We start from the raw sequence: 23,066 nt of genomic DNA, 5'->3' as shown, positions 1-23,066 counted from the left end.
GGCCCGGACCTTCGTCCCGTCCAGTGCCACATGGCCCAACGAGACCATGCCCGCGGCCCGGCAGAGTTCCAGTGCCTGGAGGAACACGTTGGCCAACGCCGCGAGGTGGCGTTCGCGGAACCGGGCGATGGACCGGAAATCCGGGGCCTGCTGGGCGGCCAGCCAGCGGAACGCGACCACGTCCGTGCAGGCCTTTTCCAGTTCCCGCGAGGACCGCACCCCGACGCAGTACCCGTAAAGCACGATCCGCAGCATCAACCGCGGATCATACGGCGGCTGGCCCTTCGCCTTGGCATAGGAGGCATAGAAGCGGGTCAGATCCAGCTCCCCGTCGACGAGTTCGCCAATGAACCGGGCCAGATGGCCCTGGGGCAACCACTCCTCCAGCGACGGCGGGACCAGCATCACCGCATCGGGCTCGAACGCCTTGAAGCGTTCCTGGCCCCGGCGTTGGCATCCATGGGCACATCGGTGGGCTGCTCGACCCGCTCGACCAGAGACTCGTCGAACAAACCATCCTGCGCGGAAGAACCAGTAACCATGCCCACGATTCTCCCAGCCGCCCCTACGAGGACATGGTTATTCTGTCGGCGTTTTAAGAATTAGGGCCTGTCATTTCTGACCCACGCACCTAGCGGATGGAAGATGACCGCCACCCTTTTGACGCATATTCGAACAATTCATAAACCTCAGGCATTTCTGTGCTTTTTCACGCTTTTATCGTCCTGACTTTAAATGACGTTATTGCCATGCCCAATTTCCTTTCGAAAGGAGGTGGCCGCCATGGTCAAGAAGATGCCCAGGGCCCTGAGCCGTCTGCGCAGGCCTCTCCGGGCCGACCGCCGCGCATTCAACGGGGAGTTGCTGGATCAACAACGCGACGATGTGTTTGTTCTGATGCATCAGCAGATATCCGGCCTGAAGTGAGCCGGCGTGCATGCGGTCCATCGCGGGGCCGGCGTGCATTACGCTCCCGGTAAGCTCGGAGAATGCAGGAGACGAAGCACCCGGGGCGCCCACAGCGTGCCCGCCTGGTTGTTCCCAGCCGCAGTGACCTGCTGCTGAAGAACTTCACGGAACTGATTGGCGGGCCGATGGGCGCCCGGTCGGCGCCCGGCGTGGTCTCCCCCGGGGTGTTCACGGTTGAACGGGTGCTGATCATCCTGACAGTCCTGGCAGCGTTGGCGAGCCTCGCCATCAAGAGCTACTGCCGGACCAACGGCTGGCAGACCCCCGGTCAGTTCTACTCCACCTGCTATTCCGACTTCCCCGAGTTCTTCCGGGACCGTGGCCTGAGCGAGGATCCGTTCACGTTCCTTAGCCAGGGGAGCCTCTTTGAATACCCGGTCGTGATGGGCCTCATCGTTGGCGCTACGGCCTGGCTCATCCCGGGCGACGGCGTCACGGATGCCCGGATCCTGGGGTATTTTGACGTCAATGCCACGCTGATCACAGCCGTCTGGATCGTCACCGTCCTGGCCACAGCCCGGATGACCCAGCGGCGCCCCTGGGACGCGGCCATGGTGGCACTCGCCCCTGGCATCGTCCTGGCCGGAACCATTAACTGGGATCTGTGGGCGGTTGGGCTGCTGGCCGTTGGCATGCTGTGTTTTGCGCGCGGGCGGCTGGTACTGGCCGGACTCCTGTTCGGCCTTGCCGCAGCCACCAAGCCCTACACCGCCCTGATTCTCGCCGCCATCTTCCTCCTGTCCGTCCGTACGGGCCGGATGAGGGCATTCCTGATCACCGCCGGCGCGGCCGCCGCGGCGTGGCTCGCTGTCAACGCCCCTGCCGCGTTGGCCAATCCGACCGGATGGGGGTACTTCTTCGGGTCCACGCAGTCCCGGGAAGCCGGCTACGGTTCGGTGTGGTTTGCCTACAACCTGGTGGCCCGGCGGCTCCGCTGGCAGGTCCTTGATCCGGCGGTCATCAACGTGCTGGCACTGGCCACCTTCCTGCTGGCGTGCGCCGCCGTGGCCTGTGTGGCGTGGACAGCCGCCAGGCGGCCGCGCCTGGCCCAACTGGCCTTCCTGCTGGTCGCCGCCCTTATTCTGACCAACAAGGTCTACTCTCCCCAGTTTGTGCTGTGGCTGATTCCGCTCCTGGCACTGGCCAGGCCGCGTTGGCGGGATTTCCTGGTCTGGCAGGGCATTGAAGGGCTCTATTGGGCTGCCGTCTGGATGTACTTGGGGCAGGTGACGAGCGAGGGTCCCACGCAGCACAATATTGATATGCCTTACTACGTCCTGGCAGTTTCCCTGCATATGCTTGTAACGGCATATTTGATGGTTCGGGTTGCGTGGGACATCTATGACCCCAACTACGACCCCGTGCGCCGGCACCACCTCGACGACCCCCACGGCGGACCCTTTGACGGGTTGCCTGACTGGTTGCGTTTCAGGCCCTTCCGACCCGCCCAGGCCGTCCTCCCATGGCGGGCGAAACACAATGCCTGATGTCGCCGTCGTCGGATCCGGGCCCAACGGACTGGCCGCCGCTGTGGTCATGGCCCGGGCCGGACTCTCTGTGGAAGTCCACGAAGCAGCTGCAACCATCGGCGGCGGCACACGGACCTCCGAACTGATGCAGCCGGGGCACCTCCATGACATCTGCTCGGCCGTGCATCCGATGGCGCTGGCCTCACCTTTCTTCCGTGCCTTCGAACTGCAACGCCGCATAGACCTGGTGGTCCCGGAGCTTTCGTTCGGATCACCGCTTGACGGCGGCCGGGCTGCCCTCGGCTATCACTCGCTCGAGCGGACTGTCCAGGCGCTTGGCCGGGACGGTGCAGCTTACAGCAGGCTCCTCGGGCCGCTTGTCAGCCGCATCGAGGGGGTTATGGACCTGACGCAGCACCAGTTGCTTCGGATCCCCCGCGATCCTTTGGCGGCCGCGCTCTTCGGGCTGCGGACTTTCGAACAGGGATCCCGGCTGTGGAATACCCGGTTCCGCGAGCCACTTGCGCCAGCCCTGCTCAGCGGTGTGGCGGCCCATGCGGTGTCGCACCTGCCTTCGCTGGCGGCCGCAGGGGCCGGCCTGATGCTTACCGCGCTGGCCCATGCCCAGGGCTGGCCGGTCCCCCTGGGTGGTTCGGCGGCCATCGCAGCGGCGTTGGCCGCCGACATCCGGGGCCACGACGGAGTGATCCGCACCGGGGAGCCGGTTGAAAGTCTTCGGCAGCTTGGCGGTGCACGGGCAACGTTGCTGGACGTTGCACCCCGTGGACTGCTGCACATCGCCGGAGCCCAGTTGCCTGAGAAGTACCGGAGGTCCCTGGAGTCATACCGCTACGGAAACGGTTCCTGCAAGGTGGATTACATCCTGTCCGGTCCGGTGCCGTGGGCTGCCTCTGACCTGGCGGATGCCGGGACTGTGCATGTGGGCGGAACACGGGACGAACTGGCCCGGGCCGAGAATGAGGTGGCCGCAGGGAAACACCCTGAGCGGCCTTACGTCCTCGTGACCCAGCCATCGCGTTTCGACAGCGCCCGGGCTCCAGCCGGACGGCACATCCTGTGGGCCTACTGCCATGTCCCCGCCGGATCAACACGGGACATGGGAGAGGCTGTGACTGCACAGCTGGAGCGGTTCGCGCCAGGGTTCCGCGATGTGGTGGTGCAGACCCACGTGACCACGGCGGCGGAATTGGCCAGCTATAACCGCAACTATGTTGGCGGCGACTTCAGCGCGGGCATCATGGACGTGCGCGGCCTCATCCAGCGGCCGGTTGTTTCCCCCGTTCCGTGGCGGACGCCGGTCCCCGGCGTGTACCTCTGTTCGTCCTCTACTCCGCCTGGCCCCGGGGTGACGGGGATGCCCGGCTTCTTCGCAGCGAAACATGCTTTGAAGGACATATTCGGTCTGAAAGTTCCGGCGCTTGGAATACCTTGAGGATCCCGCACCGTAGACCTGCGGCCCGCACGCCGGAGTCTGGGGTTGCCGCGGTGTTGGATAATAGCGCCGTGGGGAACTCAAAGAAACTGTCACTTGCCATAGCTGGTCTCATCCTCGGCGCCTCCCTGGTGGCCTGCGACGACAGCCGAGGGGGTGCCGAAAGTGCCGCCAAACAGTTTGCGGCAGCGGTGGCCGCCCTCGACGTCGGCTCAGTTGCCTTTGACGGCAAAGACCCCGCCGTGGCCAAGCAACAGGTCCTGGACGTTTTCAAAGCCCTCGACCCGGACAAGCCCTCAGTGGAAACCGGAGACCTCTCCCTGGAGGGCAATACCGCCACCGTTCCCCTCAACTACACCTGGAAGATCGGCGGCTCGGATGAGTGGAAGTACACGGTCTCCGCCGAGTTCAACAAGTCCGGCGACAAATGGCTGACGGTCTGGAACCCGGCCTCGCTGGTTCCGGAACTCGCCGACAACGAGATTCTGACCAAAGGCACGCAGTCGCCGCAGCGGGCCGACATCCTGGGCGCCGGCGACGCGAAGCTGGTCACCTACCGGCCCGTTGTGAAGGTGGGAATCGACAAACCTCGCCTGGGGACCGCCGACGCCGCCGCGTCGGCCACCAAGCTGGCTGAACTGGTGGGTGTGGATGCCGCCGCCTATGCCCAGCAGGTTTCGGCGTCCGGTTCCGAGGCCTTTATCCCGGCCATTACCCTCCGCGAAGAGGGCAGGACCGTCACTGATGAACAGATCAACGCCATCCCGGGTGCCCGCGCCATCGCGGAAAGCCAGCCGCTGGCGCCGAGCCGCTCTTTCGCCCGGGCAGTCCTCGGTTCCGTCGGTGCGGCCAGCTCTGAGCAGATCGAAGCCTCGGCCGGTGCGCTGAGCGCCGGGGACGTAACGGGCATCGGCGGCCTGCAGCAACAGTACGACGCCCAGCTCCGCGGCACCGACGCCGTGGTGATCCGTGCGCACCGGGCCGACCTCACCCGGGAACAGATCAACGCCGCTGGCGCGGATCCGCGCCGCGTGGTCTTCGAGAAGGCCCCCACACCCGGCACGCCGCTGAAGACAACCCTTGATCCGAACCTCCAGACCCTGGCGGAGAGCACGCTGGCCGGCGTGGGTCCGGCCTCGGCCATCGTGGCTCTCAGGCCCTCCACTGGCGCTGTGCTCGCAGCCGCCTCGGGACCCGGAAGTAACGGCTACAACACCGCCATGCTGGGCCAGTACGCCCCGGGATCAATCTTCAAGATGGTTGATTCGCTGGCGATGTTCCGCAACGGCCAGACCCCCGATTCGAAGGTGGAGTGCACACCCACCCTTGAGGTGGATGGCCGGACCTTCAAGAACTCGGAAGGCTACCCCGAGTCTTCCCTCGGGTCGATTGCCCTTCGCGATGCGTTCGCCCACTCCTGCAACACTGCGTTTATCGCGGCGCGGGACACCGTCACCCAGGCCCAGCTTGAGGCGGCTGCCGTCGCCATGGGGGTAGCAGTGGCGGCCCCCTCGCTGGGTGCCACGGCATTCCTCGGCTCCGTCCCCGGCGAGGCTGCCGGCACCGAACACGCGGCGTCGATGATCGGCCAGGGCAAGGTGCTGTTGTCCCCTTTGGCGGCGGCCATTATGGCCGGTTCCGTGGCAAAGGGCTCCCCGGTCTCACCGCAGCTGGTCCTGAACCCCGCCGCCGGAGCCACGGGAGGGACGCCCGGCGAGCCGACCGCTGACGCCGCGTCCCCGTCGTCGAGCGTTACACCGAAGGCGCCGTCCCAGGCGTCCGATAAACCGATCACGGCAGTGGAAGCCGCGGCCCTGTCCGACATGATGCGGGCGGTGGTCACGTCCGGCCACGCCGGTTTCCTGGCCAGCGTGCCGGGGGCACCCGTGCGCGCCAAGACCGGAACGGCGGAGTTCGGCAAGGAGACGCCGCCTAAGACGCACGCCTGGATTGTGGCCGTGCACGGTGATCTGGCGGTTGCCGTTTTTGTCGAGGACGGGGGCCTCGGTGCCACCACGTCCGGGCCGCTGCTCAAGCAGTTCCTGACCGCCGCCGGCTAACCCCCCGCCCCAATCCCGGAGTTTTTGTCCAGATAATGCATCGAAAGGTGCCTTGAGGGGTGATTATCTGGACAAAAACTCCGGTGGGGCGGGCGTGGGAAGATTGTTGGCGTGGCCCACATAGACGTTTCCGGTATTGACTACTTCCTCTCCGACGGCACCCAGCTCCTCAACAGCGTGACGTTCAAGGTCCCGGACGGCACCAAAACCGCCCTGATCGGCCCGAACGGTACGGGCAAGACCACCCTGTTCCGGATCATTTCCGGTGACCTCGTGCCGGACGAAGGTGTTATTGGGCGATCCGGGAACATGGGCATCATGCGCCAGTTTGTGGGCCAGGTCCGGGACGAATCCACCGTCCGCGACCTGCTGGTATCCGCCGCACCGCCGGCGCTGGCCGCCGCTGCCCGCGAGGTGGACGAGGCTGAGCTCGCCATGCTGGAGCACGACGACGAACCCTCCCAGATGCGGTACGCCCAGTCCATCGCGGATTGGGGAGACGCCGGCGGCTACGACGTGGAGACCGTCTGGGACGAAGTCTGCATGGCCGCGCTGGGATTGCCGTTTGACCGCGCACAGCACCGCCCGGCGTCCAGCCTTTCCGGCGGCGAGCAGAAGCGCCTGGTCCTCGAAGCACTTTTCGCCGGGCCCGACGAACTCCTGCTCCTGGACGAACCGGACAACTACCTCGATGTGCCCGGCAAACGCTGGCTTGAGGAGAAGCTGAACGAGTCCAAAAAGACGGTCTTCTTCATCAGCCACGACCGCGAGCTGCTCAACAACGCAGCCGGACGCATCGTCACCCTCGAACCGGGCATCAACGGCGCCGGCGCCTGGGTGCACGGCGGCGGCTTCGGCTCCTACGTGGACGCCCGTGCAGACCGGAACGCCCGCTTCGAGGAGCTGCGCAAACGCTGGGACGAGGAGCACGTGAAGCTCAAGGAACTCGTCAACATGTACAAGAACAAGGCGGCCTTCCGGTCCGACATGGCCAACCGGTACCACGCTGCCCAGACGCGGCTCGCGAAATTCCTGGAGGTGGGGCCGCCCGAGGCACTCCCCATCGAGCAGAACGTGCAGATGCGGCTCAAGGGCGGACGGACCGCCAAACGCGCCATCGTGGCCGAGAAGCTGGAACTCACCGGACTGATGAAGCCGTTCTCCACCGAAATCTGGTTCGGCGACCGCGTGGGCGTGCTGGGGTCCAACGGCTCAGGAAAGAGCCACTTCCTGCGGCTGTTGGCCACCGGCGGGACGGACCCGGAGCGCGAGCACCTGCCCGTGTCCGACGTCGAAATCGCCGAAGTGCCGCACGAGGGCACGGTGAAACTCGGGGCGCGCATCCGCCCCGGTTTCTTCGCCCAGACCCACGTGCGGCCGGACCTCCTGGGGAAGACCCTGCTGGAAATCCTGCACCGCGGTGACGAGCACCGCTCCGGGCTGGGCCGCGAGGCTGCGGCCGGGGCACTGGACGGCTACGGCCTGGCCGCGCAGTCAGAGCAGAAGTATGAGTCCCTGTCCGGTGGGCAGCAGGCCCGGTTCCAGATTCTGCTGCTGCAGCTCTCCGGCGCCACGCTGCTGCTGCTAGACGAACCCACGGACAACCTGGACCTGCACTCGGCCGAGGCGCTCGAGAAGGCAATCGACCACTTCGAGGGCACCGTCCTGGCCGTGACGCACGACCGGTGGTTCGCCCGGACCTTCGACCGCTTCCTGGTGTTCGGTTCGGACGGCAAGGTCTACGAATCCGGCGGGCCAGTGTGGGACGAAAAGCGCGTCGAGCGCGCCCGCTAGCCAGGACGCCCTTTCACTTAATGCACGTTTTTGCCACCCCTCTCACCGGTGAGAGGGGTGGTGTTTTTTCTGCAGTAAGTGAGAGAGCGTTTGGGGTGGGCGCGGGCGCGACGGCCCGGGAAACCGGCTGACTGCCAGCGGTTGCTAGCATTCGAGCATGAAGACCGACATCGCCAGTACCTCTCCCGGCCCCTCCCTCCGGGCAGCGGCCGCCGCAACCTTTGTGGTCTTCGGCATCAACGGCTTTGTTTTTGCCAGCTGGGCAGCGCGGATCCCCGCGGTCACGGAGAAACTTCACCTGACCTCGGGACAGATGGGCACCCTGCTGCTGTGCACCGCCATCGGCTCGCTGTTGGCGCTTCCGACGGCGGGACTCGTGGTGGACAGGATCGGCACCGCCAACGCGGTGCGCGCCAGCGGACTGGTTGCGGCCCTGGCCGGCGTGGGAATTGCGCTCTCCTTGTCAGCGGAATCGATTCCCTCCGTCGCCATCTCCCTTTTCTTCTTCGGCATCGGCATCGGACTGTGGGACGTTTCGCAGAACATTGAAGGGGCCGACGTGGAGCACAAGCTGCGGCGGACCATCATGCCCCAGTTCCATGCTGCCTTCAGTGGCGGGGCCTTCGTTGGTGCACTGATCGGTGCAGGATTGTCGAACATCGGTGTCGGCCTCCCGGAGCACCTGTTGGTCATCGCCGGGGTTGTGATGGTGGTGGCACTGGTTGCGCCCCGCTATTTCCTCCCCCATGTGGCGGAGGCGGCTCCTGCCGACGGTGAACCCAAGGCCGTCAAGGGCTCATCAGCCTGGCGTGACAGCCGTACCCTGCTGATTGGCGTCGTCGTCCTGGGAGCGACTCTTACGGAGGGGGCCGGAAACGACTGGATCGCCAAGGCCACAGTTGACGGCCTGGGGACCTCACAATCCAGCGGGGCCCTGATGTTTGCTCTGTTTGTCCTGGCCATGACCGCCATGCGGTTCTTTGGCGGCCGGGTGATTGACGCCTACGGCCGCGTGGCGGTGCTTCGCACCAGCATGGCCGCAGCGGCTGCCGGCCTCGGCCTGTTTGTGCTGGCCGGGAACGTGTGGCTGGCCGGCATCGGCGCCGCACTGTGGGGCGTCGGCGCAGCCCTTGCCTTCCCGATGGGCATGTCCGCCGCAGCAGACCATCCCAAGCACGCGGCAGCCCGGGTTTCAGTTGTATCCACTTTGGGGTATGTTGCGTTCCTTGCCGGTCCGCCCCTGCTGGGCTATCTGGGCGACCTCACAGGAATCCACCTTGCCCTGCTCGCCATCCTCGCCCCGATTGTGGTGGCCCTGGTACTCGCCGGAGCCGCGAAGCCGTTGATTTCCGGGCCCCCGCTCGCCGCCGATCAGCCGCTGGATTCGAAGTAAGTGCCTTGAAGAACGGCCCGGTCCAGGAAGGCAGGCCGACGCGGGATTAGGGTAGGGGAATGCACACCAAGTGGCGAAAAGGACCCGGGTGGATTAGCCGCCTTGACCGGCATCTGGTCCGGAGGGTTTCGTTGTTCCCCGGCGGAACCCATGACACATTCTTCCGCCGGCTCTCAGCGTCCGCCAACCACGGCAAGCTCTGGATAGGGGCGGCCGCGGTGATGGCACTGTTCCCCGGCAGGCCCCGCCGGGCTGCCCTCCACGGGCTGATCGCCCAGGCCGTGGCGTCCGGTGCGACCAACGCAGGGTTCAAGACGTTGTTGCCGCGCACCCGTCCCCTGCCGGAGCACCTGCCGGTGTTCCGGTTTGTCCACCCGCAGCCCACCAGCTCCTCCATGCCGTCCGGACATTCGGCGTCCGCCATCGCCTTCGCACTGGGCGCCGGACTGGTCAAGCCGGCCCTCGGCGCAGCACTGGCACCAGCGGCGGTTGGTGTTGCGTATTCACGTGTCCACACCGGGGCGCACTGGCCCTCGGACGTGTTGTTCGGGTCCGCCATCGGCGCAGGTGCTGCCTTGCTTACCTCCCAATGGTGGCCGGTCCGTCCTCCATTTCCAGAGGTCACGCGCACCGCAACGGATGCCCCTGAGCTGCCGGGAGGTGCCGGCCTCACCATCGTGGTAAACACCCTGGGCGGTTCCTTCACTGATGAAACCGCTGCAGCCCTCCAAGAAGTATTCCCGCATGCGCATATAAAGTCGGTTGCGCCGACCGAAAGTCTGGCGGAAGTCATCCAGGGCGCAGCAACTTACGAAGGCACCCGGGCGCTCGGCGTGTGGGGCGGCGACGGGACCGTGGGCACTGCGGCCGCGGCCGCCGTCGAACATTCCCTTCCCTTCCTGGTTCTGCCGGGGGGCACCCTGAACCACTTCGCCCGCGATACCGGAACGGGGAGCCTCAAGGAGGCGGTCGCGGCCGCAACCAAGGGCGAGGCGGCGCGTGCCGACGTGGGCATCATGACCGTGGAACGCGGGCTGGCAGGAAACCCGGAGACGGCCGAACTCATCATGGTCAACACGGCCAGCGTGGGGCTGTATCCCAACCTGGTCCGGCGCCGGGAACAGCTTCAGCCAGCCTTGGGAAAACCGCTGGCCGGAGTGGTGGCCATGTTCCGAACCTTCGCCGTGGGAACCCCCACCCACCTGACCGTGGATGGCGTGCGGCACAAAGTCTGGATCGCCTACGTCGGGCGCGGGCGCTACTACCCGCGGGACCACGCGCCGCTGTTCCGGCCGGTGCTGGACGACGGTGTGCTGGATGTCCGCATGATCACCGCTGACGAATCGTTCGCCAGACTGCGGCTCTTGTGGTCGGTGCTGACCGGAACGGTGGCGACGTCACGGATTACCCACCTGAGGGAAGCCACGGAGGTCCACATTGAATCGGAAGGTTCCCCGATGGCACTGGCCGTGGACGGCGAAGCGCTGGCCGGCGTGCGCAGCGTCCGGCTCCGGGTGGAGCCGCGTGCCCTGACGTACTACTCGCCCCGCCCGTGAGCCGGCGCTAATCCCCTGATCATCCATGCGGATTACCCTGATTGGACCCTGAATCATCCCTGAGACAGGCGAAATCCCGGATGGCCGTCGGTAGCGTGAAGCGTACACACCCACACGTCCCAGCATCCCGCAGCCATCCGGCTGCTGTTCGAAGGAACACTCCATGATTGAGGCATCAGGCCTGAGTAAGGCCTACGGAAGCAAGATGGCCGTTGACGGCATCAGCTTCACCGTCAACGCGGGGCAGGTGACGGGCTTCCTGGGCCCGAACGGCGCCGGCAAATCCACCACCATGCGAATGATCATGGGACTGGACCGGCCGACGTCGGGCACGGTCACCGTAAACGGCCTGCCGTACGCCGAGCACAAGGCCCCCCTGCACGAGGTGGGAGCGCTGCTGGACGCCAAGGCGGTCCACACCAGCCGCAGTGCCTACAACCACCTGCGGGCCATGGCTGCCACGCACAACATTCCCACGGCCCGGGTCTGCGAAGTCATCGAAATGACCGGCCTGGAAACCGTAGCCAAAAAGAAGGCCGGCGGGTTCTCGCTGGGCATGGGACAGCGCCTCGGCATTGCGGCCGCGCTCCTTGGCGATCCGCAGACCCTGATTCTCGATGAACCGGTCAACGGCCTTGATCCCGAGGGCGTTCTCTGGGTCCGCAACCTGGTCCGCTACCTCGCCACCCAGGGGAAAACGATCTTCCTGTCCTCACACCTGATGAGTGAAATGGCCCAGACAGCAGACCACCTGATCGTGATCGGACGCGGCAAGATCATTGCCGACGCCCCCGTCCAGGAAATCATTGCCGGCAGCCGCCAGGTCCGGACCCTCGTGCGCACGTCGGCGGCCACCCAACTGTCCGCCCTGCTGGCCGGCAACGGAGTGACGGTGGACCAGAACGAGCAGGAAAGCCTGGAGGTGACCGGCCTGGATTCGCGCCAGATCGCCCAAGTGGCCCTGGACAACGGCGTCCTGGTCTACGAGCTCACCCCGCAGTTGTCGTCTCTGGAAGACGCCTACTTCGACCTCACCAAGGACGAAGTGGAATACCACTCGCACCTGACCGGTGGACCAGCGGGCGCGCCCGCCCCGGAAACCGCCCCGGCAACGGCAGGAAAGTAAAGAGGATGACCGCCATGACTGATACCCAGACTTCCCGGGTCCGTTCCACCGCCGGCACCAAGGGCGTGACGTTCACCGGGGTGCTGCGCTCCGAGTGGATCAAGCTGTGGTCCCTGATGTCCACCCGGATCCTGCTGCTCCTGACTCTCGTGGCGATCGTCGGCGTCGGGGCCCTTGCCGTCCTGATCCGGTTCTCGTTTTTGGACTCCATGGCCCGGCAGGCGCGGGACCAGGGCCAGACGCTGACGCCGGAAATGATGGCGGAGTCGTTCCCGCCGGGATCGGGCTTTGACCTGTACAACCTGCCCAACGCCGGCCTCCAGATCGGTATCTTGGTGCTGGGATCCCTGGCTGTCCTGTTCATTTCCTCGGAATACGCCACGGGCATGATCCGCTCCACCATGAACGCGGTCCCGCGCCGCACCCCGGCTTTCGGGGCCAAGGCGATCATTCTCGCTGCGATCTCCTACGTGATCACCACCATCGCCGCCGTTGCCACGTTCCTGATCGCCATGCCGGTGTTCCAGGGGCTGGGCTTCGACCTGGACTGGGCCACGGACGGTGTGTTGTACAGCGTCTTCACGGGCGGCCTATACGTTGCGGGGGTGGCCCTGATCGGACTGTCGCTGGGCGCACTGCTAAGAAGCTCCGCCGGCGGCATCACGGTGCTGGTGGGCCTGTTCTTCGTCCTGTCCATCGCAGCCAGCTTCCTGACGCTGATCCCCGGTGAGTTCTGGAAGTACGTGCCCCAGTACATCCCCAGCGACGCCGGCGGACGGTTCCTGTCCATCGGCCACACCGACGGCGTCCTCGACCCCTGGCAGGGCGGGCTGGTTTTCCTGGGCTACGTGCTGCTGTTCCTGGTTCCGGCGATGATCGTGATCAAGAAACGCGACGTCTGACCTGAAGCTAGGCTCACAGCATGACTGAAGCGGTAGTGGTGAAGGACGCGTCGGCCGGATTGGCCCACTCGTCCTTTGCCGAAATCACGGCCAAGCGCCGCGGCGTGCTCCGGCGGTACCTCTACCAGCATGCGCGTGTCATGGATGCGGTGGTTGCCGCCAGTTACGCACTCCTGGTTGCCCCCACCATGGTGGATGCCATCCTGCAGGGCGCCTGGCTGGCGGCGGCGCTCCTTCTCGCAGTGGCAGGAGCACTGTTGTTCCGGCGCTCCTATCCGGTGGCGCTGGCAGCGTTCGCAGCAGTGATGGAAGTGGCGGTCACACTGCTCCACCCGTGGGGCTCCAACGTTTCGGCGGGGCTGTGGTTCTCGCTCTATGCCGTGGCGGTGGTGCACTCCCGCCGGTTCGCCCTGGTGTCCATGGCCGCGGCAACCGCCCCTCTGGCCTTGCTGTACCTCCTGGCCGCCGTGGGTCCCATGGAGAATTCCTTCGTCCACGACGCCGCCAGCCATCCCGGCGACTTCCACCTCCTGACAAGCATCGCCGCCGGCGCCACCATCGCCTTGTCCAACGTCATCGCCACGGGAATGGGAATCTCGGTGCGGCAGCGGCGCGAACATGAACAGGAAGTCGCGGCCTGGGTGGCGCGGACTGCCAGCCTGGCGTCCGTCAACGAACGGAACCGGATCGCCCGCGAAATGCACGACGTCGTGGCGCACTCCCTGACGGTCATGGTCAGCCTCTCCGATGGTGCCGCCGTCGTGGTCCGGAAAAGTCCCGACCGCGCCGGCGAGGTGCTGGGAGAACTTTCGCGGACCGGCCGGACCGCGCTGGCTGACATGCGGCGCGTCCTGGGGGTACTCCGGGACGACGCCGGAACGGCGCCGCGGCAGCCACTCGCGTCCGGCGACAGCCTGGCCAACCTCCTGGCAGGCTTCCGCACCGCAGGCCTGCCCGTGTACTGCTCACACACCGGGCCTGCGCTGCCGGACGACGCCGCGTTCCAGCTGACGGTCTACCGGATTGTGCAGGAGTCACTGACCAACGTGCTCCGCTACGGCAGGTCACTTGGGCGGGTGGAGGTCAGCATTGTGCGGGACAGTTCCACCGTGACCATTGAAGTGCTCGACGACGGCGCCGGGGCCGCAGGACCGGGCACCCCCGACGGCGGCGGGCCGGGTTCGGGGAATACGGGCCCGGGAAGCACCGGCTCGGGCCAGGGGCTCGCGGGTATGGCGGAACGGGCCGGCATCTACGCGGGCACCGTGGAGGCGGGACGGCGCGGCCGCGGCTGGCGCGTGCGGGCCGTCCTGAACTGGCCGGCCGACGACCTTCCGGATCCTGACCCCATTCCCCAACTGCAAGGCAGAGTATGACTGAGACGCAACCGATCACCGTCCTGCTGGTGGATGACCAGCCGCTGTTGAGAATGGGGTTCCGCCTCATCCTCGAGGGCGAGGATGACCTCAGCATTGTGGGGGAAGCGTCCGACGGCGCCGAAGCCGTCCGGCAGGTGCGCGAACTCAAACCGGACGTGGTGCTGATGGACGTCCGGATGCCCGTGCTGGACGGCATCGAGGCAACCCGCGCCATCACTGGCTCCGGCGCCGAGGCCCGGGTCATCATCCTCACCACCTTCGATGTGGACGAATACGCGTTCGCCGGCCTCCAGGCAGGGGCGTCTGCGTTCCTGCTCAAGGACGTGGCTCCGGCGGAACTGATCCACGCCGTCCGCGTGGTGGCCAGCGGCGATGCCGTAGTGGCGCCGCGCGTCACCCAGCGGCTCCTGGAAACCTACGTCCGCGGTGCCGCCCGGCCCTTGGCCGCCGCAACACCGCGGGATCCGCTGCTGGAAGACCTGACGCCGCGTGAAACCGAGATGCTCGAAGCGATGGCCGAGGGGCTGTCCAACGCCGAAATCGCGCACCGGTATTTCCTCTCCGAAGCCACCGTCAAGACCCACGTCCGCCGGATCCTCACCAAACTCCACCTCCGCGACCGCGTGCAGGCCGTGGTCTATGCGTACGAAACCGGCCTGGTGGTTCCCAGCAACCCTGATTACTGACGCTGGCGCGGCGTTAGACTCGGAACCATGCCTTCACCTGCCGCCGCCACAGACCACATTCAGGACCTTGGCGCTTACGTCAGCGCCTCGCCGTCGAGCTTTCACGCCGTCAACGAGGCCGCACGCAGGCTGAATGAGGCAGGGTTCACGGGCCTGGACGAGCGTAAGCCGTGGACCGGCGGGGCGGGCTCCTTCTACCTGATCCGCGACGGTGCCCTCATCGCGTGGGTAGTGCCCGAGGGCGCCGGGCCCACCACCGGGTTCAACATCCTGGGCGCGCACACGGATTCGCCGTCCTTCAAGCTCAAACCTAAGCCCACCACGGGCGCGTTCGGGTGGCTGCAGGCAGGGGTGGAAGTCTACGGCGGCCCGCTCCTGAATTCCTGGCTGGACCGTGAGTTGCAGCTGGCAGGCCGGCTGGTCATGCTGGACGGCACCCAGCACCTCACAGCCACGGGCCCGCTGCTCCGCTTCCCGCAGCTCGCCATTCACCTGGACCGGGCGGTGAACGACGGCCTGACCCTGGATAAGCAGCGGCACATGAACCCTGTGTGGGGCCTGGGGAATCCATCCGATTTTGACCTGCTTGGTGTTTTGGCGGCCAATGTTCCCGGCGGCGTCTCCGTGGACGCGGCAGAGATCGGCGGGTACGACGTCGTCATAGCGGACACGCAGGCACCTGCGGTTTTCGGGGCGAACAGTGAGTTCTTCGCGTCCGGGCGGCTGGACAACCTTTCGGCGACGCATGCGGGGCTGGCGGCGCTGATCGCGCACGCTGCTGCTGCGGGGCCCGGCGCTGGAGCCAGTGCGCCCATCGCCGTCCTGGCGGCTTTCGACCACGAGGAAATCGGTTCCAATTCCCGCTCCGGGGCCTGCGGACCCATCCTGGAGGATGTGCTGGTGCGGATCTCCGACGGCCTCGGCGCCACGGTGAGCCAGCGGCGTCAGGCGCTGGCGGCGTCGTTCTGTGTGTCCGCTGACGCAGGGCACGCCGTGCACCCCAACTACCCCGAACGGCACGATCCGGCCAATCACCCAGTACTCAACGGCGGCCCGCTGCTGAAGATCAATGCCAACCAGCGCTACGCCACCGACGCTGCCGGTGCGGCGCTGTGGGCCCGGCTATGCGGGGAGGCGGGGGTGCCTTACCAGGAATTTGTGTCCAACAACGTGATGCCCTGCGGCTCCACCATCGGGCCGCTGACCGCCACGCGCTTGGGGATCCGGACCGTTGACGTGGGGGTTCCTCTGCTGTCAATGCACTCCGCGCGCGAACTCTGCGGCGTGGAGGACCCACACCGGCTGGCCACGGTGACCGAGCTGTTCTTCCGGACCGCTGTGTAGGGCTCCGCCAAATCAGTCACCCTCGCAAGTGAATTTCGTGGCCACCGGCGAGCTTTGTGCGGGTACCCGCATAGCCCTCCATCCGTACGTATGCAGCATCGCGCGAGCTGTGAGCACGTACATTCTGCTGCGCTCCTTCCGTCGGGCACTCGTGACTTGTGACGCTTTCGCGAGGTCCTCCTGCAGCGTCACGAGGCCTTTCCCGTTATCCGAGGGCTGCTCAGTCGTGCCCGCATAAGGCCGGTTCCGCAGTTTCCGCAGGTTCCACAACGTCCCAGCGATATCCCGCACCGGTGTCCATTCCCGCGGGTAATTGCGCTCTCACAGTGCCTAGCTTGAAGTCAGTACAACGCCCCGGCAGCACTTTCGAGCTCAGGACTACGGTGAAGATGGCTACTTTCATTTCAGGACATGCACTGTGACCGCGCCCCTGCGCTTAGCCCCTGAACCGATGCGGGTTGGACGTCAACCACGAAAAATGACCATCAGTCCGATGGTCGGCCGGTTGTCCCGGTTCGCCGCCGTCGGCGCCTTCGGCACAGCCCTGAACCTGGCCATCATGGCGGTGATGCTCGGGCTGGGGACGCACTATCTGGTGGCCGCGATCGTGGCCACCGAGCTGACCATCCTGAGCAACTTCCTCATGCAGGAGCGGCTGGTGTTCCGCGACATGCGTGAGGGCCGCACGTTCCGGCAGCGCATCCTCGCGAGCTTCGGCTTCAACAACATCGAGACGCTCGTCCGGATGCCGGTGCTCGTGCTCCTGGTGGACCTGCTGCTCATTCCCGGCCTCGTCGCCCAGGCTGCGACCCTCGCGGTCGCATTCCTAATCCGCTTCGCCTTCACGTCCCGGGTCATCCACCGGGTTCGTCCCGTCGCGAGCCGTCAGGTGCTAGTGGCCTCACTTCAAGAGGAGCAGCAGTCATGACTCCCACCTTCGATGCGACCCCTGCTCTGTCGGTTTCCGAGCCGCAGCAGCAGCCCCAGACCGAGCAGGAGCGGCCCAAGGTGGGCTACCGCTACTGCTCCGAAGCTCGGAAAGGAGGTCCGTCGTGCAACTGAGCAACGACCTCAGCCAGAGCCCGCTCGCGCAGGCGGTCGATATGCCCCCGCCGCCTGCGCGAGTGATTGCGATCATCCCTGCCCACAACGAAGAGATCGGAATCGCACAGACGATCGATAGCCTGCGCCGCCAGACCCAGGCCCCCGACCACATCCTCGTCGCGGCAGACAACTGCACCGACGGTACTGTGGAAATCGCCACGGCTATGGGCGTGGAGGTCCTGGAGACCCGGGACAACAACGCAAGGAAGGCCGGCGCGCTCAACCAGGGGCTCGCCATAGTCCTCCCCTCCCTCCAGCCCCATGACGTCGTGCTGATGATGGATGCAGACAGCCGTTTGAACCACGACTTCGTGGCTGCTGGGATGGCGTACTTTGAGCGCTGGCCGCTGCGGGGCGGGATCAGTGGCTCCTATGTCGCCGCCGACCACCCGTCGCGCGTGGCCCTCCTCCAGAAGATCGAGTACACCCAAGGACTTCGCACGGTGCATCGGCGTGCAGGGCGCATCCATGTGTTGTCGGGCGCGGCCACCATGTTCACAGTCGAAGCGCTACGCAAGGTGGCCGAGATGCGAGGCAGCAGTGTCATCCCGGGAGTGAAGGGACTGGTATACGACGAGTCCTCACTCACGGAGGACTACGAGCTGACCGTGGCACTGAAGCGTGTGGGCTACGACCCCCGGTGTGCCATCGACTGCATTGTCTTCACCGATGTGATGCCGACATGGCACGACTGGATGGTCCAGCGACTGCGCTGGCAGCGGGGGACGCTGGAGACCCTGTTCACCTACGGATTCGTGGAGCACACCCGTAAGGCCTGGGCCGTGCAGATGTGGACATACTTTCGCACCATCATCCCGCTCCTGATGCTGGTGATCTGGGTCTATGCCTTGGCCTTCGAGGGGGTGGCATTCTACCCGTTATGGCTGCTGCTCATCCCGGTGTTTATGCTCGACCAACTGGTCGCCACCTGGAACGCCGGCTGGAGGGCGCGGATCTACGCCACCCTCATCATCCCGCTGTGGATCTACGAGGCTTATCAGTCAGTCGCGTACTGGAGGGCGCTTCGGCTTGCGTTGCGTGGCGGAGAGAAGGAGTGGCTGACCTAATGAACACTTTCCTGGGCCTCTTGGAGGAGGTCACGCACGACGGTTTCATGGCCGGGGCCGCCGGACTAACGGCTCTCACGCTGGTGATCCTCGGCATAGCCGTCCGCCGCATCCTGCCCAAGCACAAGCATGACACCACCCTGCCCCCGAGGAGGGAGCTCACATGACCGACACCCTCACTCGCCCGGTCGACTCGTACCGTCGGCCAGCCTGGAACGAGGCCGTCAGCCAGGCACTGCCGCCCAAGCTGCAGTTCAAGAGCACGCCGCGCTGGGTGGCCCGCGTCCCACTCATGACGCTGCTGGTGCTGCTGGCTGTACTCAGCTTGCGGCTGTCCAACACGGCCTTCATCGATGAGGCGCTCTACATCAACGCAGGACACGACTACCTCACGCACTGGCTGACGGGCGACGGTGTCGAGGCATATGGGGATTCGTTCTCCGGCGTGCCGTTCATTTACCCCGTGCTCGCTGCCGTGCTGGAAACCCTCGGAGGGCTCCTGCTGGTCAGGGGATTCAGCCTGCTCTGCGTGTTGGCGGCGACAATCTTCGTCTACCGCGCACTGGCGGACCTGGGGTACCGCCGTGAAGGCATGCTCGCTGCTGCCTTCTTCGCACTGACCGGCCCAGTCGTCTTTGCCGGTGCCCTGGCAACCTTCGACGCTCTGGTCATTGCCCTGCTGGCAGCCGCACTCTGGACAGGCGTTCAGAAGGGTTGGACGTCAGCAATGGCCACAGGTGTGATCCTTGGTCTGGTCCCCATCATGAAGTACACGGGTGCGATCTTCATCCCGGTGGTACTGGGCGTGGTTTTCCTGACCTCGCCGCGTTGGCGTGCATTGCCTGCCGGCGTCATCGCCACGGCGATCCCTTGGGCTGCCTGGCTCGCCTGGTCAGATCAGATCGCAGCAGGCATCGCGTTCACAACCACCCATCGAACCGCGCTCAGCCCGTACAGCATGGACGACCTAGCGGCATGGATGGTGCTCGACATCGGCATCCTCATCCTCATCGCGGTGGGCGGAGGACTGCTGCTTGCCCGGCGAGGGCCGGGTCACGCACTACTGGGACTGGGCCTGCTCGGCGGTGGCATGGCGCTGCCCGCCGCGCAGTTGATCCTTGGTGAGGCCGTCTCCTTCGACAAGCACATGGCGTACTCCGCACTGTTCCTTGCTCCCCTGGCTGGATACGCGCTGGCGCAGCTGTCCAGACGCACCTGGAAGCTGCTCCCGGTGGCGGTGCTACTTCTGACAGCCCTGCTATTCGGGGTTTCCCGCTCGGAGGCCATGTACAGTTCCTGGGTCAGCGTCCAGCCCGTCCTGCAGGTGATCGAGGACAACCCCAGGCCGGGCATCTACATCTCCTCGGCGACGGACTCCCTGAAGTACCACCTGCGAGACCACCCCGAGATCACCTGGGAGACGACCTTCTCCCTCTATCCCCAAGGGAACGATCTCATCAGGGTGGCCGTCGAGGATCAGCGGTTCCAGTCCGTCATCCTTCGCTCTGCCGGCACTGGGGCGCCCGACCAGGACGCCGGACAGGCGGTGTTGCTCCAGGCTCTGCGGGACAACCCGAACTATGAGCTAACCGCAACGATGCCCGCCCGCGAGCACTCCGAGACCGACTTTTGGCTCGTCTTCACAAAGAAAGAAGCATGATGAATAACCTTCGAAAGGGCGCCGCCAAGTTCGCAGCCGCATTGAGCCTGGCGGTCTTGATCGCTCCGTCGGCGCTGATCACCTCGGCACACGCGGCCCCGTGCCCCTGGGTCGAGGTGGGCCCGACTATATGCGTGGATGTACAGCTGATCTCTCCCAAGAACGGGGATGTGCTCACTGGAGACGTAGCCCTGGAATCCACGGCCCGCCAACTCCAAGCTGACCGGGGCAACGTCGTAAAGGTTGAGTGGTGGCTGTACCACCCAAGCTTTCTGCAGCAGAACCCGAACAACCACGAGGGCAAGGTCCTCATGACCGAGACCGTCGCACCGTCAAGCGGAACTCGCCTCGACGGCACTTGGCGCGGCACGTGGACTGTCCCTGCCGACCGCAGGGTAACCACCCGCGACGGCGACTACGAACATCCCGGAATCAGGACCTACACGCTGCCGACCACCGGCACCTACAAAATCGAGTCGCATGTGCTGGACGAGGAGTGGACTCGCACGGCCGGTGGGCCTGCCGGCCGCACGCCGCCGATCACGGTGACGGTCCCGGGTGGGATTACTGACCCACCGCCGCCCCCGCCGCCGGTTAACGATTCGACGGCCACCATCAACGGCCAGTCCCGGCCGATCGACGGGACCGACATCTACCGCGCGGCGGGCTTCTTGGTCCGCTATACCAAGACCGCCAGCCAGACCGAGTCTCCTGCCAACATGTGGGGTGCCGAGGCGGCCGTCGTCGCGGGCAAAGTCACGGCCTTCAACGATCGACAGAGCACTGGCGCGGCGGGTCTGGTGATCCCGGAGGGCGGCTTCGTGTTGTCGGGCCACGGTGCATCGCGGGACTGGCTCATTGCCAACGCACAGGTGGGTGCCACGGTGACGTCCCCGGCGTCCGGCGGCACCGCCCCGCCGCCCCCGCCGCCGGTTAACGATTCGACGGCCACCATCAACGGCCAGTCCCGGCCGATCGACGGGACCGACATCTACCGCGCGGCGGGCTTCTTGGTCCGCTATACCAAGACCGCCAGCCAGACCGAGTCTCCTGCCAACATGTGGGGTGCCGAGGCGGCCGTCGTCGCGGGCAAAGTCACGGCCTTCAACGATCGACAGAGCACTGGCGCGGCGGGTCTGGTGATCCCGGAGGGCGGCTTCGTGTTGTCGGGCCACGGTGCATCGCGGGACTGGCTCATTGCCAACGCACAGGTGGGTGCCACGGTGACGTCCCCGGCGTCCGGCGGCACCGCCCCGCCGCCCCCGCCGCCGCCCTCTGCGTGCACCGCCTTCACCGGCGAGTACTTCGACAACATCGAATTGAGCGGGGCTCCCGCCCTGACTCGATGCGACGCCGAGATCAACTTCTTCTGGCCTGGAACTACCGGAGCCGGACCAGGGCTCGATGGAACCAACGACTCGGCCCGGTGGACCCGCACGGTCGACCTGCCCGCCGGTGAACAGACCTTTACGATCACCGGTGACGACGGCGTGCGCGTAAAGCTGGACGGCACAATCATCATTGACGGTTGGAAGGACCAGGCTCCGTCAACCTACATGACCACACGAACGGTGGCTGCCGGGGCTCACACCGTTGTCGTGGAGCATTACGAGCGATACGGCGATGCCACCGTACGGTTCGCCATGGCAGCCGGGACAGCCACGCCGCTCGCGACCACCGGCTTTGCGGCCACGGGGCGTTGGACCACGCCGTCGAGCATGCCAGGACGGGCGATGCACGCCACCCTGCTGCGCGACGGTCGCATCCTGCTGATCGCGGGTTCGGGCAACGACTGGGAGGGCCAGTTCCTTCCGGGAACGTTCCAGACGCACGTCTGGGATCCGACTGCCAATACCTTCACAAGCGTCCCCACACCGGAGGACATGTTCTGCTCCGGGCATGTGACCCTCCCGGACGGGAAGATCCTCGTGCAAGGCGGCACGACCGCCTACGCGGGAACCCCGGGAAGCGTGTCGTACAAGGGCCTGAAGTCGTCCTACGTGTTCGACCCGGCCACCAATGCTTACACCAAGACGAACGACGCGATCGAGGGCCACTGGTACCCCACCCTCACCAAACTGGAGACCGGAGACGTCTGGATGGCTGGCGGCTACGACGAGAACGGTGGCGGCTCCACCGCGACAGAGCTGTTCAACTTCGCCCAGAGCCGCTGGCTCGCGCGCAACGAAGTTCCTCAGACTAACCGCTACCTGGGCACCTACCCGCACATGTTCCTCATGGCGGACGGCCGGATGCTTTACACCGGAGGCCACACCTTCGGTGACGCGCAGCCCGGGACCGGGTCCTTTATCTACGACTGGCGCCAGGCGCTGATAGGCGACATCCCCGGCCTGCGCGTGCCGCAGCTCCGTGACCAGGCTGGCTCTGTGCTCCTGCCGCCGGCCCAGAACCAGAAGTTCATGATCGCCGGCGGTGGCAGCACGGACTTCGGCGGCGCGACCAACACGGTGGACATCGTGGACATGAATCAGGCCAACCCGGCATGGACACCCGGCCCCAACCTGCCGGGGAGCGAGGGCCGCATGTACCTCAACCTCACCAACCTGCCCGACCGCAGCGTCCTGGCAAGCCACGGGGCCACGGGTAACCGGACCGGTGATGTTCTGCGTGCTGCGATCTACTCGCCTGCCAGCAACACCTGGGCGGAAGTGGCCGCAGACCCGGTCGGCAGGAACTACCACGCCTCGACGCTGCTGCTGCCTGACGGTCGCGTCGTCGCCATCGGATCCAACCCGGCCGACAACTCCTACGAGAAGCGGTTGAGCGTCTACGAGCCGCCGTATCTGTTCAAGGGCGACCGCCCGACGATCACGGCAGCCCCGGCCGAGGCGACCTACGGGCAGGCATTCGCCCTTGGCACCGCGGGCAACGTCATGAGCGCCTCACTCACGAGCCCGGGGTCGGCCACGCACCAGACGGACACCAACGCCCGTTTGGTGGACCTGCCCCTTTCGGGCGGGGCTGCTAAGACCGCCACCATCCCCGCCAACCGGGCACTCTTGCCGCCTGGCCCGTACATGCTCACAGTCCTGGACGACATGGGAGTCCCTTCGGTGGCTCGCTGGATCAACATCCGATGAGAG

The 23,066-nt window shown here is 65.9% G+C and carries 19 protein-coding genes; 18 read left to right on the top strand and 1 reads right to left on the bottom strand.

Translation table 11 applies throughout. From position 1 onward, the window contains the following. A partial coding sequence (locus ABIB27_RS10140) for a transposase (protein WP_502909162.1) occupies positions 1 to 405 on the bottom strand: 405 nt, incomplete at its 3' end. Between the two features lie 378 nt (positions 406 to 783). Here ABIB27_RS10140 and ABIB27_RS10135 point away from each other — a divergent pair. From ABIB27_RS10135 to ABIB27_RS10050, 18 genes are all read left to right on the top strand, one after another. Beyond that, complete coding sequence (locus ABIB27_RS10135; RefSeq protein ID WP_354216904.1) at positions 784 to 927, top strand: hypothetical protein; 144 nt, start codon at positions 784 to 786, stop codon at positions 925 to 927. A 62-nt stretch (positions 928 to 989) separates the two neighbouring features. Continuing rightward, complete coding sequence (locus ABIB27_RS10130) at positions 990 to 2,456, top strand: glycosyltransferase family 87 protein (RefSeq protein WP_354216905.1); 1,467 nt, start codon at positions 990 to 992, stop codon at positions 2,454 to 2,456. Further along, the gene (locus ABIB27_RS10125; RefSeq protein WP_354253850.1) at positions 2,449 to 3,891 is read left to right on the top strand and encodes a phytoene desaturase family protein; all 1,443 of its coding nucleotides are present in this window, start codon (positions 2,449 to 2,451) and stop codon (positions 3,889 to 3,891) included. The genes ABIB27_RS10130 and ABIB27_RS10125 overlap by 8 nt, the downstream gene beginning before the upstream one ends. Positions 3,892 to 3,962: 71 nt before the next feature. Beyond that, on the top strand, positions 3,963 to 5,951 hold the full coding sequence (locus tag ABIB27_RS10120; RefSeq protein ID WP_354216907.1) for a penicillin-binding transpeptidase domain-containing protein: 1,989 nt from the start codon (positions 3,963 to 3,965) through the stop codon (positions 5,949 to 5,951). Between the two features lie 111 nt (positions 5,952 to 6,062). Continuing rightward, positions 6,063 to 7,745, top strand: a complete 1,683-nt coding sequence (locus ABIB27_RS10115; RefSeq protein WP_354216908.1) for an ABC-F family ATP-binding cassette domain-containing protein — start codon at positions 6,063 to 6,065, stop codon at positions 7,743 to 7,745. Positions 7,746 to 7,902: 157 nt separating this feature from the next. After that, complete coding sequence (locus tag ABIB27_RS10110; protein ID WP_354216909.1) at positions 7,903 to 9,138, top strand: MFS transporter; 1,236 nt, start codon at positions 7,903 to 7,905, stop codon at positions 9,136 to 9,138. A 59-nt stretch (positions 9,139 to 9,197) separates the two neighbouring features. Then, positions 9,198 to 10,694: a bifunctional phosphatase PAP2/diacylglycerol kinase family protein gene (locus ABIB27_RS10105; protein WP_354253849.1), complete on the top strand. Its 1,497-nt coding sequence runs from the start codon at positions 9,198 to 9,200 to the stop codon at positions 10,692 to 10,694. A gap of 163 nt (positions 10,695 to 10,857) precedes the next feature. Then, on the top strand, positions 10,858 to 11,820 hold the full coding sequence (locus ABIB27_RS10100; protein WP_354216911.1) for an ABC transporter ATP-binding protein: 963 nt from the start codon (positions 10,858 to 10,860) through the stop codon (positions 11,818 to 11,820). Between the two features lie 14 nt (positions 11,821 to 11,834). After that, positions 11,835 to 12,722, top strand: a complete 888-nt coding sequence (locus ABIB27_RS10095; RefSeq protein ID WP_354216912.1) for an ABC-2 transporter permease family protein — start codon at positions 11,835 to 11,837, stop codon at positions 12,720 to 12,722. Positions 12,723 to 12,742: 20 nt separating this feature from the next. Next, entirely contained in the window at positions 12,743 to 14,098 is a 1,356-nt protein-coding gene (locus tag ABIB27_RS10090; protein WP_354253848.1) for a sensor histidine kinase, read from the top strand. Then, a complete protein-coding gene (locus tag ABIB27_RS10085) occupies positions 14,095 to 14,787 on the top strand; it encodes a response regulator (RefSeq protein ID WP_354216914.1) in 693 nt (230 codons plus the stop codon). The genes ABIB27_RS10090 and ABIB27_RS10085 overlap by 4 nt, the downstream gene beginning before the upstream one ends. Positions 14,788 to 14,814: 27 nt before the next feature. Continuing rightward, positions 14,815 to 16,131, top strand: a complete 1,317-nt coding sequence (locus ABIB27_RS10080) for a M18 family aminopeptidase (protein WP_354216915.1) — start codon at positions 14,815 to 14,817, stop codon at positions 16,129 to 16,131. 478 nt (positions 16,132 to 16,609) lie between these two features. Beyond that, positions 16,610 to 17,059: a GtrA family protein gene (locus ABIB27_RS10075; RefSeq protein WP_354253847.1), complete on the top strand. Its 450-nt coding sequence runs from the start codon at positions 16,610 to 16,612 to the stop codon at positions 17,057 to 17,059. Next, positions 17,056 to 17,193, top strand: a complete 138-nt coding sequence (locus ABIB27_RS10070) for a hypothetical protein (protein ID WP_354216917.1) — start codon at positions 17,056 to 17,058, stop codon at positions 17,191 to 17,193. Before ABIB27_RS10075 ends, ABIB27_RS10070 begins: the two co-directional genes overlap by 4 nt. Continuing rightward, on the top strand, positions 17,184 to 18,302 hold the full coding sequence (locus tag ABIB27_RS10065) for a glycosyltransferase family 2 protein (protein WP_354216918.1): 1,119 nt from the start codon (positions 17,184 to 17,186) through the stop codon (positions 18,300 to 18,302). Before ABIB27_RS10070 ends, ABIB27_RS10065 begins: the two co-directional genes overlap by 10 nt. Next, on the top strand, positions 18,302 to 18,469 hold the full coding sequence (locus ABIB27_RS10060; protein ID WP_354216919.1) for a hypothetical protein: 168 nt from the start codon (positions 18,302 to 18,304) through the stop codon (positions 18,467 to 18,469). Before ABIB27_RS10065 ends, ABIB27_RS10060 begins: the two co-directional genes overlap by 1 nt. Continuing rightward, positions 18,466 to 19,962 carry an ArnT family glycosyltransferase gene (locus ABIB27_RS10055; RefSeq protein WP_354216920.1) on the top strand — a complete coding sequence of 499 codons (1,497 nt, stop codon included), beginning with the start codon at positions 18,466 to 18,468 and terminating at the stop codon, positions 19,960 to 19,962. Before ABIB27_RS10060 ends, ABIB27_RS10055 begins: the two co-directional genes overlap by 4 nt. Beyond that, positions 19,959 to 23,063 (top strand): galactose oxidase-like domain-containing protein, encoded by a 3,105-nt coding sequence (locus tag ABIB27_RS10050; RefSeq protein WP_354253846.1) that lies wholly within the window; start codon positions 19,959 to 19,961, stop codon positions 23,061 to 23,063. Before ABIB27_RS10055 ends, ABIB27_RS10050 begins: the two co-directional genes overlap by 4 nt. The last annotated feature ends 3 nt before the right edge of the window (positions 23,064 to 23,066 follow it).

Source organism: Arthrobacter sp. UYEF21 (assembly GCF_040546085.1).
Lineage (GTDB): Bacteria > Actinomycetota > Actinomycetes > Actinomycetales > Micrococcaceae > Arthrobacter.
This window is presented reverse-complemented; position numbering and strand designations above follow the sequence as displayed.

What these genes read in the sequence shown, in the direction of transcription:
- ABIB27_RS10090 (WP_354253848.1), top strand. Translation starts at nt 12,743, where the DNA reads ATGACTGAAGCGGTAGTGGTGAAGGACGCGTCGGCCGGATTGGCCCAC.
- ABIB27_RS10130 (WP_354216905.1), top strand. Translation starts at nt 990, where the DNA reads ATGCAGGAGACGAAGCACCCGGGGCGCCCACAGCGTGCCCGCCTGGTT.
- ABIB27_RS10125 (WP_354253850.1), top strand. Translation starts at nt 2,449, where the DNA reads ATGCCTGATGTCGCCGTCGTCGGATCCGGGCCCAACGGACTGGCCGCC.
- ABIB27_RS10105 (WP_354253849.1), top strand. Translation starts at nt 9,198, where the DNA reads ATGCACACCAAGTGGCGAAAAGGACCCGGGTGGATTAGCCGCCTTGAC.
- ABIB27_RS10075 (WP_354253847.1), top strand. Translation starts at nt 16,610, where the DNA reads ATGACCATCAGTCCGATGGTCGGCCGGTTGTCCCGGTTCGCCGCCGTC.
- ABIB27_RS10060 (WP_354216919.1), top strand. Translation starts at nt 18,302, where the DNA reads ATGAACACTTTCCTGGGCCTCTTGGAGGAGGTCACGCACGACGGTTTC.
- ABIB27_RS10070 (WP_354216917.1), top strand. Translation starts at nt 17,056, where the DNA reads ATGACTCCCACCTTCGATGCGACCCCTGCTCTGTCGGTTTCCGAGCCG.
- ABIB27_RS10085 (WP_354216914.1), top strand. Translation starts at nt 14,095, where the DNA reads ATGACTGAGACGCAACCGATCACCGTCCTGCTGGTGGATGACCAGCCG.
- ABIB27_RS10135 (WP_354216904.1), top strand. Translation starts at nt 784, where the DNA reads ATGGTCAAGAAGATGCCCAGGGCCCTGAGCCGTCTGCGCAGGCCTCTC.
- ABIB27_RS10095 (WP_354216912.1), top strand. Translation starts at nt 11,835, where the DNA reads ATGACTGATACCCAGACTTCCCGGGTCCGTTCCACCGCCGGCACCAAG.
- ABIB27_RS10110 (WP_354216909.1), top strand. Translation starts at nt 7,903, where the DNA reads ATGAAGACCGACATCGCCAGTACCTCTCCCGGCCCCTCCCTCCGGGCA.
- ABIB27_RS10100 (WP_354216911.1), top strand. Translation starts at nt 10,858, where the DNA reads ATGATTGAGGCATCAGGCCTGAGTAAGGCCTACGGAAGCAAGATGGCC.
- ABIB27_RS10050 (WP_354253846.1), top strand. Translation starts at nt 19,959, where the DNA reads ATGATGAATAACCTTCGAAAGGGCGCCGCCAAGTTCGCAGCCGCATTG.
- ABIB27_RS10080 (WP_354216915.1), top strand. Translation starts at nt 14,815, where the DNA reads ATGCCTTCACCTGCCGCCGCCACAGACCACATTCAGGACCTTGGCGCT.
- ABIB27_RS10055 (WP_354216920.1), top strand. Translation starts at nt 18,466, where the DNA reads ATGACCGACACCCTCACTCGCCCGGTCGACTCGTACCGTCGGCCAGCC.